Raw genomic sequence first — 17,306 nt, forward strand, 5'->3', positions numbered from 1 at the left:
CTAAATTAGATTTTTTTCAATATATCATAATATCAAAGCTTTGTCAATTATTTTTTAAAATATTTCTTAAAAATCGTACTTCAATGTTGAAATAAAGAACATTATATGGTAATATGATGGTTACCGAATTTTTTTACCTTTGCGGTTCGAACAACTGCAATCTATATAAACCATCAAATGAAGAGGAGATATAAAATGCCGGTTATTAAAGGACTTGAATGGACATTTGATACTGTGGCTAAAGAGTTTGACAGGTGGAGCCCAACCTATAACAGTGAATTGTATAAGGATTTATTCGCATACAAAGAAATCAATATGAACAGCAATGTTCTGGAAATCGGCATAGGAACGGGACAAGCGACCGTTCCTATACTCCGGACAGGCTGTAATCTGACTGCGGTTGAATTAGGGAAAAACCTTGCGGAGTTTACCCGTAATAAATTCAAAGAGTATAAAAATTTTTCAGTAAAAAATATGGCATTTCAGGATTTCTGCGCAGAGTCTTCATCTTTCGATATGATTTATTCCGCCGGTGCTTTCCATTGGATTCCGGAGGAGCTCGGGTATGAAAAAGTATTTGACATGCTGAAGCCCGGCGGTGTGTTTGCACGATGTACAATACATCCGTATTATAGGAACAACAATCGGCAGGAAAAGCTGTTCGATGATATACAGAAGGCATATAAATTACACTACAATCCAATTTATCATCCGGCTGATCCCAGTGAAATTTTTCATGAGTACTCAGCAGAACAGGCGGAAGCAAGAGCGCAGATATCTTTGAAATATGGATTCACCGATATTGCTTTTAAAATGTATTACAGAGAACGCACTTACGCTGCTGAAGATTATACTTCATTGATCAGTATTTATTCTGATCATATAGCACTTCCGAAAAGTAACAGAGTCGCTCTTTGCAATGATATAAAGAAAGCAATCAACGCGCACGGAGGAAATATCGTTTTGCGGGATGTAATTGACATCGAAATGGCAAGAAAACCGTCAGACCGTACTGCGATATGACCATTGAAGGTACTCTGACGCCCTCAGAGCTTACTGATAAAATTATAGAAAAAATAATATGAACATAAGTTATAAAATATTTACACCCGAATGCTGTAATGCCGTTATTGACCTGCAACATAATTGGGTAAAAGAAAACATCACCTTCGGCGTTGTCTGCGATAATGAAGATGATATACTTAAGCATCAAAATGATTATTTTATTCTTGCATTTGACTTTGAAAAACTTGTGGGATATATTACTGCAGATGTAATAACCAACAGCGGAGAGCGTTATATTAATATTTTTGATTATAACTCCGATTATCTTTGCGTAAATGATTTATATATTCATCCTGAATGCAGGAACAGGAGAATCGGAGAAAACCTGCTTGCTCTCGTTGAAAAAAAAGCTGTATCAAATAATATTAATAATTATTTCGTTTCTTCAGCGACAAAGGATGCAGGAGCAGTAAGAAATTTCTACGAACGCAACGGTTATACAATCTGGACAACACTGTTTTATAAGAAGGAAGATCATAAACATTAAATATGTATTGAGGAAATAATTCATGAACTTGGATAAAATCAAATCAATTGCCACCGAATTAATGAAAGATAAACGCAGCCATTCTTGGAAAGAACGCGGCAACAAATATTATCATGGCGAACGAGTGGCAAAATTAGTCGTCACACTGCGCGGAATCATTCTCCCGAATGATCAAAGCCACGATGAAATATTGACGATTGCCGCCTGGTTTCACGATATAGCAAACGGCATCGAGGAACATGGCACAGAAGGCTCTGCCATAACAAGAGAAATATTAAGCGATCATTGTACTGCTGCGGAGCTTGACGATATATGCGGAATAATCGCGGTTCATGATGACAGATCATCAAACCGCCGTTTTTTTTCCGATTACATAAAGCTTCATCAAGATGCCGATTACCTTGATCACTTCGGCACATATGACATATGGATGAATTTTCTTTATGCTGTACCTCATAACGAAACGATAAATGATGTGAGTAATTATCTTTTGACTGAGCGCCCAGCTTGACTTTTTCAAATACCGTGATGATTTGAATTTTGAAGTCAGCCGAGCCATATATGACGATAAAGTAGAATTTTTGAAGAGTTTTACCGCTCGTTTTACTGTTGAATCATCGGGTGAAATTTGGGATCGGGAAAGAATTTTAACACAATACAGAAAAACTATTTAAAAATGTCATTATATGATCACTTTTTTAGAAGAGGAAAGCTCATATATTATTAAATCTTTTCTCTCACAATTAATTGCCGTGTTATTAAATTACATTTAATGTTAGGAGATGAAAAATTGATAAAGCTTACTGGTGTTAATAAAACCTTCAAAGTGGCAAAAAGGAATGCAGGCTTTGCCAAAGCGTTAAGCGCGTTTTTTAAAAAAGAATATAGTTATATCCACGCGCTGGATAATGTATCATTTACAATAAATGACGGCGAAATGGTAGGATATATTGGTCCTAACGGAGCGGGAAAAAGCAGCACTATTAAAATCATGAGCGGAATACTCACCCCTGACAGCGGTGAATGTCTAATAAATGGCAGAACGCCGTGGAAAGACAGAATAAACCATGTAAAAGAAATTGGTGTTGTTTTCGGACAACGCTCACAGCTTTGGTGGGACGTGCCTGTTATTGACAGCTTTGAGCTTCTCAAAGATATTTATAAAGTCGATTACAATACTTATAAAAAAATGTCTTGTTGTTTGATTGAAATGCTGAATTTAAGTGAAATCATAAAAACTCCTGCTAGACAGCTTTCTTTAGGTCAACGTATGCGGTGTGAAATAGCAGCTTCTCTTTTACATAATCCGAAAATCCTATTTTTAGACGAACCAACTATCGGGCTGGATGCTGTTTCCAAAATTGCTGTCCGTGAATTTATAAAAGCCATTAATCGTGAATATAAAACCACTGTTATTTTAACGACTCATGATATGCAGGATATTGAAGCGTTAACCGAACGCATTTTACTTATTGGCAAAGGAAAAATTTTGCTTGACGGCTCATTGAGTGAGCTTAAAAAACGAAATTCGTCATACAAAACTCTGATTGTGGATTATGTATCCAATAAAAATTCAATGTTGAAATCGATAACAACAACCGCAATGGCAGACGGAATAACTATAAGTAAAGACTATAACGGTCACGCGGAAATTTTGATTGATACAGCAAAAATATCTGTGTCAAATGCAATCTGTGAAATCTTCGCCAAAATTGAAGTAAAGGATATTTCTGTCGTAGGTTCCACCGCCGAAGAAATGGTGGTTTCCCTATACAAGGAATTCATGATATGAAGAAGTACTTGTCTTTCTTCAAAATACGTTTTATAACCGGATTGCAATATCGCGCGGCTGCATGGGCAGGCATAGCCACACAATTTGCATGGGGTGGATTTACTCTTCTTATGTTTTGGGCATTTTTTAAAAACGACAAAAACAGCTTCCCTATGTCTTTTCCTGAGCTATCTAATTATATTTGGATACAGCAAGCATTTTTGGCAATGTTTATGGCATGGTTTTTCGATAACGATATTTTTGAAGCCATTACAACAGGAAATATTGCTTACGAGCTTTGCAGACCTATAGATATTTACTCTATGTGGTTTGTTAAAAACATGGCAATAAGGCTTTCTAGGACCGTTCTCCGGTGTTTCCCTATATTATTAGTTGCGGCTTTTTTACCTTTCCCATTTAATATTACTTTGCCGCCGGATTTTTTGTCAGGAATTCTATTTCTGTTTTCCGTTTTTCTTGGCTTTTTTGTGTTGATAGCTTTTTCCATGCTCATTTATATTTCAAGCTTTTATACTATTTCACCAACCGGAATACGAATACTTGCGACATCTGTAATTGAGTTTTTTGCTGGTGCAATTATTCCGCTCCCTTTCTTCCCCGAATGGTTACAGCCCGTAATTTATGCCCTTCCCTTTGCATCCATGCAAAACACACCTTTTTTAATTTACACCGGATATACAACCGGAAAAGATATTTTATGGAGCATATTGCTGCAGCTCGGATGGCTTATTTCCCTTATTTTAGTTGGTAAGTTTCTAATGAAGCAAGCCCTAAAAAAAGTCATTGTCCAAGGAGGTTGACATGAAGCTTTATTTTAAATATATCGCTATGTTATTAAAATGCCAAATACAATATAGATCCTCCTTTATCATGATGACAATAGGGCAATTTTTGGTGTCATTCACAGCATTTTTAGGTGTTTCATTTATGTTTTCGCGATTTAACAGCGTTGACGGATTTAGTTATTCAGAAGTATTGCTCTGCTTTTCAATTGTGTTGATGTCATTTTCTATAACCGAATGCTTTGTGCGAGGATTTGATGTATTTCCAAGACTCATTAAAAGCGGAGGGCTTGATCGAATTTTGGTTCGTCCTCAAAATGAGATTTTTCAAGTTTTAACATCAAATATTGACTTTACACGGATTGGCAGATTATTACAGGCGATTATTATGATTTGCTATGCCATACCGGCAAGCAAAATTGTTTGGTCTGCGGATAAAATATTGACACTTATTATTATGATATCAGGCGGTATTGTGATCTTTTCTGCGCTTTTTGTTCTATATGCAGGATTAAGCTTTTTTACTATTGAGGGTCTTGAATTTATGAATATATTTACCGATGGCGGCAGAGAATTTGGCAAATATCCGTTTTCGATTTACGGAGAAGGTGTGCTGAAGTTTTTTACATACATTATTCCGCTTGCGTTGTTTCAGTATTATCCTTTTCTGTATCTCATTGGCAAATCCGATAAGATTGTATATATGTTTTTGCCGATATTAGGTTTCGTGTTTATGGTACCTTGTTATGCATTTTTCAAATTTGGTATCAAAAAATATAAATCCACTGGGTCATAAAGAAAAAGCTATATAATAAATTTACGAGGTCGATATGAGATACAAAAATTCGCTACATTGGAGTACGTCAAATGAGTAAAAAGTTTGGAATAATCGGTTTTGGGCATCTCGGTAAGGCTTTTGCCGAAGCGCTTATTAATCTAGATATAAGTAAAAAAGATATTGTAATTTGTGCCAGATCTGTCCAAACCCTTTCTCTAGCGGAAAAAGAATTCGGGTTCACAACGACAGATAAAATTCAAAATGCGTTTGATCTCTGCGATAATCTTATAATAGCTCTTAAAAGGGATACTTTTATAGAGCTGCCGCCTACCAAAGTTGAAGGAAAGAATGTAATAAGTCTTATGGCAGGAGTTCGTATATCTGAATTGATTGAAAAATTATACGGCGCAGATGAAATTATCCGCGCGATGCCGACATTGTCCATAAGTCATAGAGACGGAATCATTGGATACACACATACAAAGAACGCAGAATGGATAAATCTATTTTCAGGTATGGGATTTGCCTTTGAAGTTGCGGAATTCGAAATCGAAAAAATAACAGCCTATTCCGCCTGTGGTCTTGGATTTTCGGCTTATCTTATTCAATCCATGATATCAGCAGGTATTGAATTGGGGTTTGATGAAGAAACAAGCAAAAAAATAGCGGAGTCCAACTTCAGGACGGCTATGTCTTATTCTGATTACAATAAAACAATATCTGAAGTGGCGACCAAAGGCGGAGCCACTGAAGCAGGTATACAGTGCATGAACGTAAATCACGTAAATGAGCATATTCTTCATTCGGTGAAGCAAGCATATCAAAAAGCGAAAGGTGACAAAGGGAGAGATGAGAAATGACTTTACCAAAAATGATCATCTTTGATTACGGCCACACCTTGTTGTATGAGCCTGGATGGGACTCGATGCGCGGAAATGAGGAACTTATGAAATATGCTATAAAAAATGAAAACCATTGTACCGTTGATGATGTACAGAAATACGCCGAAATGGTATTCGACGAAAATGTAGAGCGTATTCGTGAACTTGGTTATGACATCTCCGGTCAGGTCGGAGACCGATTTCTGTATGAATTTTTAGGAATAGAATTCTCCCTTTCCCCACGAGAGATAGAAACGGTATTCTGGAACGGCGCGTCCATGGGAGCCATTATGCCAAATGCCAATAAAATGCTCGATTACATAAGCGGAAAAGGTATACGCAGCGCGGTCATTAGCAATCTCCTCTGGTCTGGCGAAGCACTGACCGAACGACTGAACCGGCTTCTGCCGAATAATCGGTTTGAATTTGTCATAACCTCGAGCGATTATCTGTTCCGCAAGCCGAATCGGTTGCTTTTTGAGCTTGCTCTCCGCAAGGCACGACTGGACGCAAAAGATGTATGGTATTGCGGCGACAATCCGCAGGCAGATGTGGAAGGCTCGGCACAAGTCGGTATATTCCCGGTGTGGTATCAATGCGCTTCGGTAAAAGACCCGCGTGAAGATGAAATTCCTCATTTTTGTCCCGCATGCGAACACTTGCATATACACGAGTGGGACGAGATGATTGATGTTTTAGAGAGAATGAAATGAATACAAACAACACTCGAAAAATTACAATACATGATTCTTTCGGATATGAAATACCGATGAATGAAAGATACAAACTAATCCGTGAAACGGGCTTTGACGGAGTTATGCTCGGCTGGTGCGGATTTCCTGATAATCCGCACGAGACAAAACACCTTAATCCCAGTCTTGCACGAAAAAACAGCTTGTATATTGAAAATCTGCATACACCTTTTGAAAGCTGCAACAGTCTTTGGCTTGACGGTATCGACGGCGACGAATACCTAATAACTCAGCTCTCGTGTATTGATGACTGCGTCAGATATGACATACCGGCAATGGTTATTCATGTCTCAGGAGGTAACAATCCTCCGCCCTTCGGTGTAACCGGTCTGGAGCGAATAAAGAGACTTGTGTTTAAAGCAGAAGATAACAATATAAATCTTGCGTTTGAAAACTTACGCCGTCCGGAATATGTTCGTTACATATTAGATAATGTAAAATCGGATCGTGTAAAATTCTGCTTTGACATCGGACATTGGCATTGCCGAACGCCGGACGAGGATTTACTTAAAGAATTCGGCGGCAAGCTTATCGCGCTGCATCTGCATGATAACGACGGCACAGATGATCAGCATCGTCTTCCTTATGATGGTACTATTGAATGGAACGAGGCTATGAGAAATATAAAAGCTATTAAATATTGGGGAGCAGTCGGTCTTGAAATCGGAAACAGCGGATATGAGACCATATCTCCTTCTGATTTTCTGCATCTGGCATATGAGCGCGCCGTTAAGCTCAGACAGCTTCTTGATAAATAAAGGTGAAAAAGTAGAATTTTAGCACTTTTTCTTTGTAGTTAGAGCAACCGCAATTATGGTGCCGAATAGAGATATTTTCTGTTCGGCGGAAAGGTATGGTCATTAAAATGGCAGAACATAGCAAACTGCTTATTGAAGCGCTCGGGCAATACGGACTTGCCAACGCAGATACTGAGCTTATTCGTCACAATGAAAACATGACTTTTCAGGTGGATGGTAAATACCTGCTGAGAATACACAAACATAAGGATGGCTTTACAACCGATCCGATATATGAAGGCTTTGACCGTATACAGCTTTATCAAAGCGAGCTTTCATTGATTTCTCATCTGAAATTGTTCAAAATGAATGTACAGACACCGGTTCAAAATTTGAATGGTGAACTTGTTACAAAGCTGTCCGACGGTATTACTGCAACTATGCTGACTTGGATTGAAGGACATACAATTGATAAAAGCGAGCTTTTTCCTCCTCTTTGCCGCAAGATCGGCGAAATGACCGCGAAACTGCATCAAGCTGCACGCAGCTTTCAGAAAATCCCCGCGCTTAGATATGACGGAGCGTTGTGCGGACGTTTGAAAAGAAAGCTTAATGAACTGGCCGCTGTCGGTGCAGTTGACCGTAACAGCTGCGAAATAATGGCGGCAGCTCTCGATAAAATTACTGAACTGTTACAGCAGTCAGAAGATGATTTCATTCCCGTTCATTCCGACCTTTCGCTTTCAAATATGCTGTTAACAGAGGCGGGTGTCGCAACGATTGATTTTTCTCTTTTCGGTTACTGTCACCCGATGATGGATATCAGCGCGCTTTTTTGCTGTATAGGCGGGATCATAAACAGGCGTGCGATAACAGAGGGTTATATAACGGCGGGAGAGACAATTGATTCTATGGCTCTCGGCTATACTTTCGCGTTGAATGTTTTACTAGGTATAATTCTGCATTGTGAAAGCTGGACGGAGGAGGATTGGTTTGCCGGTAAGCTTTCAGGATGGTGTAAGGATATATTTATACCTCTGACACAGGATAAAGCTATCATCTCTATGGATTTTCATGTTGTATGTGCGGAGGAAAAGGACATTCCGGCGTGGCTTGCGCTTGTGAATACCGTCGCTGAAGATTTTCCGGGGCTTGATATTGATAATTATACAGAAACGCTGAAAAAAAATATTGTTCGAAAAACGGCGCTGTGTATAAGAGAAGACGGCAAGCTTTCAGGTATTTTATTATTCTCTCCGCACCATCACTGCCTTTCCTGCATGGCGGTACATCCCGAATACCGATGCCGCGGCGTCGCATCCGCGCTTATTCGCGAAATGCTTAATCTGATGCCGGAGTGCGACATAAATGTGACGACATTCCGCGAGAACGATGCCAAAGGCATTGTTCCGAGAGCTTTATATCGGAAGTTTGGGTTTGAGCCTGACGAGCTTCTGACCGAATTTGATTATCCGGTGCAAAAATTTGTATTACATAGAAAGTAATTATATGTCAAAGCTCGAAATATTGAATAATGAATTTACAGATAAAGTACCGATTACTAAGGGTATGTCCGGAGATCAGAAATTTCGTATTACCTGCTCCGAAGGTAGTCGGTTTCTTCTTCGTATATCCGATATTAATCAGTATGAACGAAAACAAGCTGAATTCAATATGCTGCGAAAAGCATATGAAAATGGTATCCGTGTATCAAAGCCAATTGAATTCGGTGTATATGATAAGAAACATATTTATCAACTTACTGAATGGTGCGAAGGAAAAGACCTAGAAATTCTGTCGCCACAGCTTCCCAAAGAACAATTATATTCGCTTGGTCAAAAAGCCGCAGCAATACTTTTAAAAATTCATGCTATTTCTGCTCCTGCAGACGCAGAACCGTGGTTGAAACGATTCGAACAAAAAATATGTACTAGACTTGTATATTTAAAAACAATTCATTGTTAGACTCTGATATTCAAAAAATTGTAGATATTCTGAATAACAATCTATTTCTTTTATATAATCGTCCGCAATGTTTCAACCATGGTGATTACAATCCTGGCAATCTAATTTTACTGGCAGATGAAACGCTTGTTGCCATTGATTTTAATAATTATAATTTAGGATATGGTGATCCGGAATTCGAGCTCGGCACTATATTATTCGATAACGATATAAGCGATAATTTTAAAAATGGCTTTATATATACATATTTCTCAGCCGGATTACCTGATAATTTTTACAGCCTGATGAATTTTTATTATATATACGGATTTATCGCTGACTTATGTGAGTGTGATACAGCTTCAAATAAAAATTCAGAGCTTATTAGCTTGATACTTCAATATAATTACAGTGTGAAAGATTGTGAAAAAGAGATATTCAAGAGATTTGCAAACCTGCACTTATAATTTGTTCACTATTAAATGGATACCGATACAAAACCGGATATGAACTGTTACAGATAAGATATAGTTTTGTCATTGACACGATTAAATAAATATGCTATAATTTTTAATGTTATATATTAGCATTTTTGATATTATAAAGAGGATTGTAAAGATCATAATTGTAATCACGCAAGGAGGATTATGTACTGCACCAAAAAAATTCAAGATGATTTATTCTGGGTCGGCGGCAATGATCGGCGCCTTGCCATGTTTGAAGGAGTTTATTCCGTACCGAAAGGCGTTTCCTATAACTCCTATTTATTATTGGACGAATCAACAATTTTGTTCGACACAGTCGACAAAGCAGTAAGCAAAGTATTCTTTGAAAATATAACCCATGTTCTTAATGGAAGAAAACTCGATTATGTAGTAGTTCATCATATGGAGCCCGATCATTCCGCAACACTTTCTGAACTTATCCGGCGATATCCTGAGGTCACGGTCGTATGCAATAACAAATCCTTGACAATGATACAGCAGTTCTTCGACGTCGAATTCAAGTACCTTATTGTAAAGGAAAACGATATATTAAACACCGGAAAACATGAGCTGACATTTTTGATGGCACCGATGATTCACTGGCCGGAAGTGATGATGACCTTTGACAAAACGGCAAAAATTCTCTATTCTGCCGATGCATTCGGCTGTTTCGGAGCATTGAACGGCGCTGTTTTTGCCGATGAAGTGGATTTCGAGCGCGACTTCCTTGACGAAGCGCGTCGATATTACTGCAATATTGTCGGAAAATACGGTGTTCAGGTACAGGCTCTTCTAAAAAAAGCATCAGCGCATGATATACAAATGATCTGCCCTCTACATGGTTTTGTATGGCGAAGAAATCTCAGTTTTTATATAGAAAAGTATCAGGCGTGGAGCTCTTATACTCCGGAAACTACCGGGGTAATGATTGCATATGCTTCGGTTTACGGAAACACGGAAAACGCGGCGGAAATCCTTTCAAGCCGGCTGCACGACATGGAGATACATTCCGTGATGTTTGATGTTTCCGTCACCTTTGCGTCTGAGATCATTGCGGCCGCATTTAAATTCAGCCATCTTGTGTTCGCGTCCACAACATATAACGCGGGTGTTTTTGTTACAATGGACGAGTTGCTCCGCGACCTGGCCGCGCACAATATTCAAAATCGAACAGTTGCTTTCATCCAGAATGGTTCCTGGGCTCCGCTCAGCGGAAAACTCATGCAGGAAATTCTGAGCGGATGCAAAAACATGAATTTTCTACAACCGACAGTCACTCTTAAATCTTCAATTAAGGAATCGCAGTCCGTTGAAATTGATGCGCTTGTAAATGCGATCTCAAGTTCTATGTCAAATACTGAATCAACTCCTGAAGTAAAACCTGATGCGCCGGTTGATTCATCCGCATTATTTAATATTTCATACGGTCTGTTTGTTCTTACTGCAAATGACGGCGTCAAAGACAACGGATGTATCATAAATACGGTTCAGCAGATAACCAGTCAGCCGAAACAAATCAGTATCTGTGTCAATAAACAGAATTATACGCATGACATGATAGCAAAATCCGGTTTATTTAACGTTTCTGTCCTGGCCCAAGAAGCTCCGTTTGACATATTCAGGCATTTCGGATTTCAAAGCGGACGTGATGTCAATAAGTTTGAAAGTATTAAAAACACCTACAGAAGCGCCAACGGTATTTTATATATAACAGAAATTACAAACGCCGTCATTTCCGGAAAAGTAATCGGTTCTTACGATTGCGGAACACATACACTGTTTATCGCCGAGGTAACAGAAGCACGGAAGCTTTCATTCGTTCCATCTGTTACATACGAATATTACTTTTCTCATATTAAGCCGAAACCGCAGCAAAAGTACGTAAGCGTCGGGAAAATCTGGATATGCAAAATCTGCGGTTATATATATGATGAAGTAAAAGAAGGTATACCATTTGACAAGCTTCCGGATGACTGGGTATGCCCACTGTGCAAACATCCCAAATCAGATTTTGAATTACAAAAATAATTTTAGGAGGACAAAATAATGGAATTGAAATTTTATATCTGCAAGCATTGCGGCAATATCATTGCTTTTGTAAAAAACAAAGGCGTACCGGTCGTTTGCTGCGGCGAAAAGATGAGCGAGCTTGTTCCAAACACCATCGATGCTTCGCATGAAAAGCATGTTCCGGTAATAAAACGCGAAGGCAACAAGGTCATAGTAGAAATCGGAAGCGTCGCTCATCCTATGACAGAACAGCATTATATCGAATGGATATGTCTTCAGACCAAACAAGGCAACCAGAGAAAGCAGTTGAAGCCCGGCGACGAACCGAAGGTATGCTTCATGATTTGCGGCGACGATGAAGTCGAGGCGGCTTTAGCTTACTGCAATCTACACGGACTATGGAACAAAAAGGAGATATAAAGATGAAATATATATGTGAAATCTGCGGATGGGAATATGACGAAGAAAAAGGCGATCCTGAAAATGGCATAGCCCCCGGCACAAAATTCGAAGATCTTCCGGATGATTTTGTATGCCCGGTCTGCGGAGCGGGAAAAGATCAGTTTAAAAAAGCGGAATAAATAAAGCCATTACTCTATGTTATCTATAATAATCTTACATAATAATCAATGTCATACAAAAAGCCCAACGTAATGTTGAGCTTTTTTGTTCTGCATTATTATTTGCATTTCACTTCCTCCGCATAATACTGCGCCTGAGCATGCCACAACTCATAATACTTTCCGTCTTCGTAGGCGACAAGCTCGTCATGGCTTCCGCGCTGAATAAGCTTTCCTTCATGAAATACGGCAATATCATCGCAGAAACGGCAGGAAGAAAGACGATGACTGATATAAATCGCTGTTTTATCGCCGACAATTTCATTGAATTTGCTGTAAATCTCATATTCGGCAATCGGATCGAGTGCGGCGGTCGGCTCGTCAAGGACGATAAACGGCGCGTCCTTATACAGCGCACGCGCAAGCGCGATTTTCTGCGCCTCTCCGCCGGAAATCTCAACGCCACTTTTATCAAAATCACGGTAAAGAGGTGTTTCCAAACCTCTTTGCAATGTATTCAACCGGGTCCTAAAGCCTGCCTTTTCCAAGCAGGAAAGGGCGCAATCCGAATTATATTCCTCCGCTGCAGCCACATCCTGCCCCAGCTTAAATGCCGGAAGGCGGAAGTCCTGAAACACCACGGAAAAAAGCTTCAGATATTCCTCATAGCAAAACTCACGTATGTCAGTTCCATTTAAAGTGATACTGCCTTCCGTCGGGTCATACAGACGGCAGAGCAGCTTAATGAACGTCGTTTTTCCGCTTCCGTTTTGCCCTACCACCGCAAGCCTGTCGCCCACCTTTAGCTTAAAGGATGCGTTTTGCAAAGCATAAATCTCACTGCCGGGATATCGAAAACTGACATTATGAAATTCTATTTCATAATGGCTGTCTGCGTCCGGCTTAACAGCCATACCTTCTTTATGCAAATCATTGGGAATGTCTAAAAACTGAAAGGTGTCGCTTAAAAATTCCGCATTGCTACGCATTTTTCCCAAGGTACCCAGCAGTGACGATACGCTGCCAGAAAGTGCTGTAATCGCCCCGATATACTGAGTCACAGCGCCAATGCCGAACGCTCCCGCCCACGCCTTGACACAGACAAAAGCATAGGCAATTCCTGTAAACACATTAGAAACTGCCGCTCCTAACGCATGATATCCGCCGATAGGCCCGCGCATATACTGACTTAAACGAGCGGAAAGGTTGGTTATCCTTGCTTTCATCAGTATCTCGCGGCAGAATTCGTCCTGGCGGTAAATACGGATATCCTCCGCTCGCGTCCGATCATTAGCCATGGATGAATAAAACCAGTCAGTACGGCTGCTTGTCTGCATTTCATCAGCAAGCTTGGAATGATAGCTGCTTGCTTTGGTTGAACAGGCAGGGGCAAAAACAGTTACTGTAAACATAACAGCGATAATCAGGAATAGAAAAATAGGGTTATTGAGTATTGTAAGGATTCCTGCGCTTTGAGGAACACGCAGTGTAAAAAGCGACACGCTTAAAGAAACAGCACCGATAATTTGCATAATAGCAAATAAAAGCGTCTCCCACTGGTAAATGCTTTCGCCGATTCCTCCACCTACCCAGGTAGGATTATTCTCCACCCTTGAAAGCAGGTCATGGGTCATCGCGCTGTCAAGAGACTGATAATCCATATGCAGGAGCTTTTTTGTAAAAAAATTTAGTGCCTTATCATAATTTCCGCTGAATTCCCAATCACGCCACCGGCTTATCCCCCAACCCACCAACTCCAAAGAGGTCGTCACAATAAGCGTAATAACTACCAATCGGGCGAGGTCTTGAGGGTCTCTGCCTCCGGCAAGCTCGGTTATAATCTTTGCAGAAAGATAAATTCCCGCGTAGGGAGGCAGTATACTAAAAAGGTCGTTTATCAGTGCCGCCCGAAACAAGGACGGATAGTTTTTCCACCATAACTTAAGAGAACGGATATTAAGCTCGCAGGCTTTTCTCAACGAAAGCTTGTATATTTTCTTAGATTTCTGTTGCAAGCTTCTCACCTCCGTGCTCCTGATAATACAGGCTTTGAATTTTAAACAGTTCCGCGTATCGGCCGTTCTGGTTTAATAGAAAATTATGGGTTCCTTCCTCTGTGATTTGACCGTCCGCCAAAAGAAGAATACGATCACAAAAGCGAGTGGAAGCCAAACGATGAGAAATATACACAGAAGTTTTTTCCCTAGTCAAATCGTTAAATCTCTGATATATATCGTTTTCAGCAATAGGGTCAAGAGCCGCGGTGGGCTCATCAAGCAAAATAAACGGAGCGTCTTTATAAAGCGCGCGGGCCAGCATAAGACGCTGAAGCTCACCCCCAGAAAGCCCGACTGCATCATTAAAGACTTCCTTGCCAAGATGGGTATGCGTTTTATAAGGCAGTTCCTGCATTTTATGCGTAAGCCCTGCCTTCTCCAGACATTGTGATACTTTATCCTCGTCTGCTTGGCTTTTCTGCGCGACATTTTCGTCAATCGTTGCCGCAAGAAGGGAAAATTGCTGAAAGACAGCTGCAAACATATGGTAATAATCCCGACGGTTATACTGTCGTATATCCTCACCATTAAACAATACCTGTCCTTCCGTCGGATCAAAAAAGCCACAGATCAGCTTGACAATGGTTGTTTTACCCGCTCCATTTAAACCCACAATGGCAAGCTTTTCTCCCGAATGAATTACTAGATTAATATTGTGTAGCGTGTCCTTCTGTGCTCCCGGATAACGGAAGGAGACATTACGCAGTTCAATCGTACATTCTGAAAATTTGCGGACTTTAAGTGGCTTTCCTTCCTCAAATCGAAACGGCTCCGGCGTATCGAGAAACTCCCTAATAGTAGATATTTCCATACTTTTTATATAAAGTGAAGAAAACCCGGATAAAATCCCGTTAATCCATGATGTAAATCCACCTACCGCAGTAAAAAACAGTAAAAATTCTGAAGCGCTTAGATTCCCATGAATTGTCATGGAAATGAGGTAATAATAAGCGATGCCGTTTCGCAGAAAGGAAAATAGTACCCTGACCGCATCTCCTCCGTAGTTTACCGTTCCCCCACGGCGATAAAATGACTGCAAGAAATTCAAGGCATTTTTATGAAGTTCCAGAAGCCACCCTTCCATCCCGAAAAGGCGGATATCCTTACCAAATGAAAAATCCTCGGAAACAGAGTTTATGTAACGCATCTGATGTACATAATCCCCTTCTTCGTCCCGATGGCGATAATTCCATTCGCTAATATGCTTATTGATAAAATAGCCGGTAATCGTGGTCACCAAAACAACAGCCAGCAATATCGGATCCAGAGAGGAAAGCAATATTAAGTAAATTACAAATCCGATTCCGTTTGTAAGCAGAGAGGAAAAGGTATTCCAGATCGCTTCCGTGGCCGACTGACCGTATTTTACTGAATACTGTGTCTGGTCGAACCGACGGTTTATGTCGGGATCCATCGTGTTGGGATAGGAGGTTTTAGAATATTTATCTTGAATATCCATGGCTATACCGGAACGGATCAAATGTCGTCCGGGTGCAATATTCACACTGAGATAGATGGAAGCCCCTTGAACCAGCATTAAGCCGCAAGCAAATGCGAAAATGGTAAGCAACAATTCAGATAGCGGAGAGGCGTTTTCTACCTGACCTAATATGGTTGGCGCAATAAACAAACCCAACAGGCTTGTTACCACCGCCAGAAAAACCTGGGCAAAGCAAAGCCAAATCACACTTTTGCGTTCGCGCCAAGCGCGTTTGATCATATACAAGGAGTTGCTTCCCATCCCATATTTCGGTTTTTCACGCTTTATCTGTTTTTTATTTGCAGCATGCATTCGTTCCTCTCCTTTTTGATTGGGATATTTTTATTTTTATGTCGCAACATGGCAATTGGTAATATCATAGAATAGTACACCGCAATAAAGAATAATATGATTACTAAAATGGTGATAAATAATAGTTGTTTTATATTGGAAAAAGGTCCATATACCAAAGCTTTTTCTATAATTAAGCGGATATTCATTCCCGCGCAAATAAGCAATACTACCATTGACGCGTTATTATGATATGTTAATAATTATTTTATATTATTATATTCCTTTTTCGTGAAATTGCAATAGTAAGTTTGCATTTTTCGGCAATATATTTCATTTAACGGTATAATAACAAAAGCAAGTGTATTGTTCTCTTCAATATAAAGTTTAATTATTTATTATTAACTCGGCAATTAAATAATTACCGTTAAAGAGAGAAAAGGCTCTTGTATATGGACTTTTCTCTCTTATAAAACAAGACATATTTAATTGCCGTTTTAATAAAGCTCAACGTAATGTTGAGCTTCTTTCTGCGTTATTATTGGCATTTGGCTTCCTCCGCGTAATACTGCGCCTGAGCATGCCACAGCTCATAATACTTTCCGTCTTCGTCGGCGACAAGCTTGTCATGGCTTCCGCGCTGAATAAGCTTCCCTTCATGAAATACGGCAATATCATCGCAGAAGCGGCAGGAAGAAAGACGATGACTGATATAAATCGCTGTTTTATCGCCGACAATTTCATTGAATTTGCTGTAAATCTCATATTCGGCAATCGGATCGAGCGCGGCGGTCGGCTCGTCGAGGACGATAAACGGCGCGTCCTTATACAGCGCACGCGCAAGTGCGATTTTCTGCGCCTCTCCGCCGGAAATCTTTACTCCCTTCTCGTCAAAATCCTTGTAAAGGCAGGTTTCAACGCCCTCCGGCATTGATGAAAGTCTGTCTCCGAAGCCTGCTTCTTTAAGACAGGCCTCAACCTTTGTTTTATCGTAATCCACCCTTGCCGCGACATTCTGACCGAGTGAAAACGAAAACAGCTTGAAATCCTGAAACACGACTGAAAATATCGACATATATTCGTCGTAATCGTATTTTTTTATATTAATTCCGTTTAATAGTATTTCTCCTTCTGTCGGGTCATAAAGACGGCAAAGAAGCTTTATAAACGTCGTCTTTCCCGATCCGTTCATTCCGACAACGGCG

At 40.1% G+C, this 17,306-nt stretch carries 17 protein-coding genes; 14 read left to right on the forward strand and 3 right to left on the reverse strand.

What is annotated here, in order from left to right; all coding sequences use genetic code 11:
* Window positions 1–195: 195 nt before the first annotated feature.
* The 14 genes from VB118_08680 (at window position 196) to VB118_08745 (ending at window position 12,294) form a co-directional block, all read left to right on the forward strand.
* Window positions 196–1,023 (forward strand): class I SAM-dependent methyltransferase, encoded by an 828-nt coding sequence (locus tag VB118_08680; GenBank protein ID MEA4832676.1) that lies wholly within the window; start codon window positions 196–198, stop codon window positions 1,021–1,023.
* A 58-nt stretch (window positions 1,024–1,081) separates the two neighbouring features.
* Entirely contained in the window at window positions 1,082–1,552 is a 471-nt protein-coding gene (locus tag VB118_08685) for a GNAT family N-acetyltransferase (protein MEA4832677.1), read from the forward strand.
* A gap of 22 nt (window positions 1,553–1,574) precedes the next feature.
* On the forward strand, window positions 1,575–2,063 hold the full coding sequence (locus VB118_08690) for an HD domain-containing protein (protein ID MEA4832678.1): 489 nt from the start codon (window positions 1,575–1,577) through the stop codon (window positions 2,061–2,063).
* A gap of 279 nt (window positions 2,064–2,342) precedes the next feature.
* On the forward strand, window positions 2,343–3,344 hold the full coding sequence (locus tag VB118_08695; protein MEA4832679.1) for an ATP-binding cassette domain-containing protein: 1,002 nt from the start codon (window positions 2,343–2,345) through the stop codon (window positions 3,342–3,344).
* On the forward strand, window positions 3,341–4,144 hold the full coding sequence (locus VB118_08700) for an ABC transporter permease (protein MEA4832680.1): 804 nt from the start codon (window positions 3,341–3,343) through the stop codon (window positions 4,142–4,144). Before VB118_08695 ends, VB118_08700 begins: the two co-directional genes overlap by 4 nt.
* A 1-nt stretch (window position 4,145) precedes the next feature.
* Entirely contained in the window at window positions 4,146–4,922 is a 777-nt protein-coding gene (locus VB118_08705) for an ABC-2 family transporter protein (protein MEA4832681.1), read from the forward strand.
* Window positions 4,923–4,993: 71 nt separating this feature from the next.
* The gene (locus VB118_08710) at window positions 4,994–5,764 is read left to right on the forward strand and encodes a pyrroline-5-carboxylate reductase dimerization domain-containing protein (GenBank protein ID MEA4832682.1); all 771 of its coding nucleotides are present in this window, start codon (window positions 4,994–4,996) and stop codon (window positions 5,762–5,764) included.
* Complete coding sequence (locus VB118_08715) at window positions 5,761–6,498, forward strand: HAD family hydrolase (protein ID MEA4832683.1); 738 nt, start codon at window positions 5,761–5,763, stop codon at window positions 6,496–6,498. Before VB118_08710 ends, VB118_08715 begins: the two co-directional genes overlap by 4 nt.
* Entirely contained in the window at window positions 6,495–7,295 is an 801-nt protein-coding gene (locus VB118_08720) for a sugar phosphate isomerase/epimerase family protein (GenBank protein MEA4832684.1), read from the forward strand. The genes VB118_08715 and VB118_08720 overlap by 4 nt, the downstream gene beginning before the upstream one ends.
* Before the next feature lie 107 nt (window positions 7,296–7,402).
* Entirely contained in the window at window positions 7,403–8,779 is a 1,377-nt protein-coding gene (locus tag VB118_08725) for a GNAT family N-acetyltransferase (protein ID MEA4832685.1), read from the forward strand.
* 4 nt (window positions 8,780–8,783) lie between these two features.
* Entirely contained in the window at window positions 8,784–9,239 is a 456-nt protein-coding gene (locus VB118_08730; GenBank protein MEA4832686.1) for a phosphotransferase, read from the forward strand.
* A gap of 626 nt (window positions 9,240–9,865) precedes the next feature.
* Complete coding sequence (locus VB118_08735) at window positions 9,866–11,731, forward strand: flavin reductase (GenBank protein MEA4832687.1); 1,866 nt, start codon at window positions 9,866–9,868, stop codon at window positions 11,729–11,731.
* Window positions 11,732–11,755: 24 nt separating this feature from the next.
* Window positions 11,756–12,133 carry a desulfoferrodoxin family protein gene (locus VB118_08740; GenBank protein ID MEA4832688.1) on the forward strand — a complete coding sequence of 126 codons (378 nt, stop codon included), beginning with the start codon at window positions 11,756–11,758 and terminating at the stop codon, window positions 12,131–12,133.
* Between the two features lie 2 nt (window positions 12,134–12,135).
* Window positions 12,136–12,294, forward strand: a complete 159-nt coding sequence (locus VB118_08745) for a rubredoxin (GenBank protein MEA4832689.1) — start codon at window positions 12,136–12,138, stop codon at window positions 12,292–12,294.
* 98 nt (window positions 12,295–12,392) lie between these two features.
* Here the strand turns inward: VB118_08745 and VB118_08750 are convergent, their stop codons facing one another.
* The 3 genes from VB118_08750 to VB118_08760 form a co-directional block, all read right to left on the reverse strand.
* Complete coding sequence (locus VB118_08750; protein MEA4832690.1) at window positions 12,393–14,288, reverse strand: ABC transporter ATP-binding protein; 1,896 nt, start codon at window positions 14,286–14,288, stop codon at window positions 12,393–12,395.
* Entirely contained in the window at window positions 14,272–16,122 is a 1,851-nt protein-coding gene (locus VB118_08755; protein MEA4832691.1) for an ABC transporter ATP-binding protein, read from the reverse strand. Before VB118_08755 ends, VB118_08750 begins: the two co-directional genes overlap by 17 nt.
* A gap of 517 nt (window positions 16,123–16,639) precedes the next feature.
* Window positions 16,640–17,306: ABC transporter ATP-binding protein (locus VB118_08760; protein MEA4832692.1), on the reverse strand; the 667-nt coding region annotated here is incomplete at its 5' end.

The organism is Oscillospiraceae bacterium (genome assembly GCA_034925865.1).
Taxonomy (GTDB): Bacteria; Bacillota; Clostridia; order Oscillospirales; family SIG627; genus SIG704.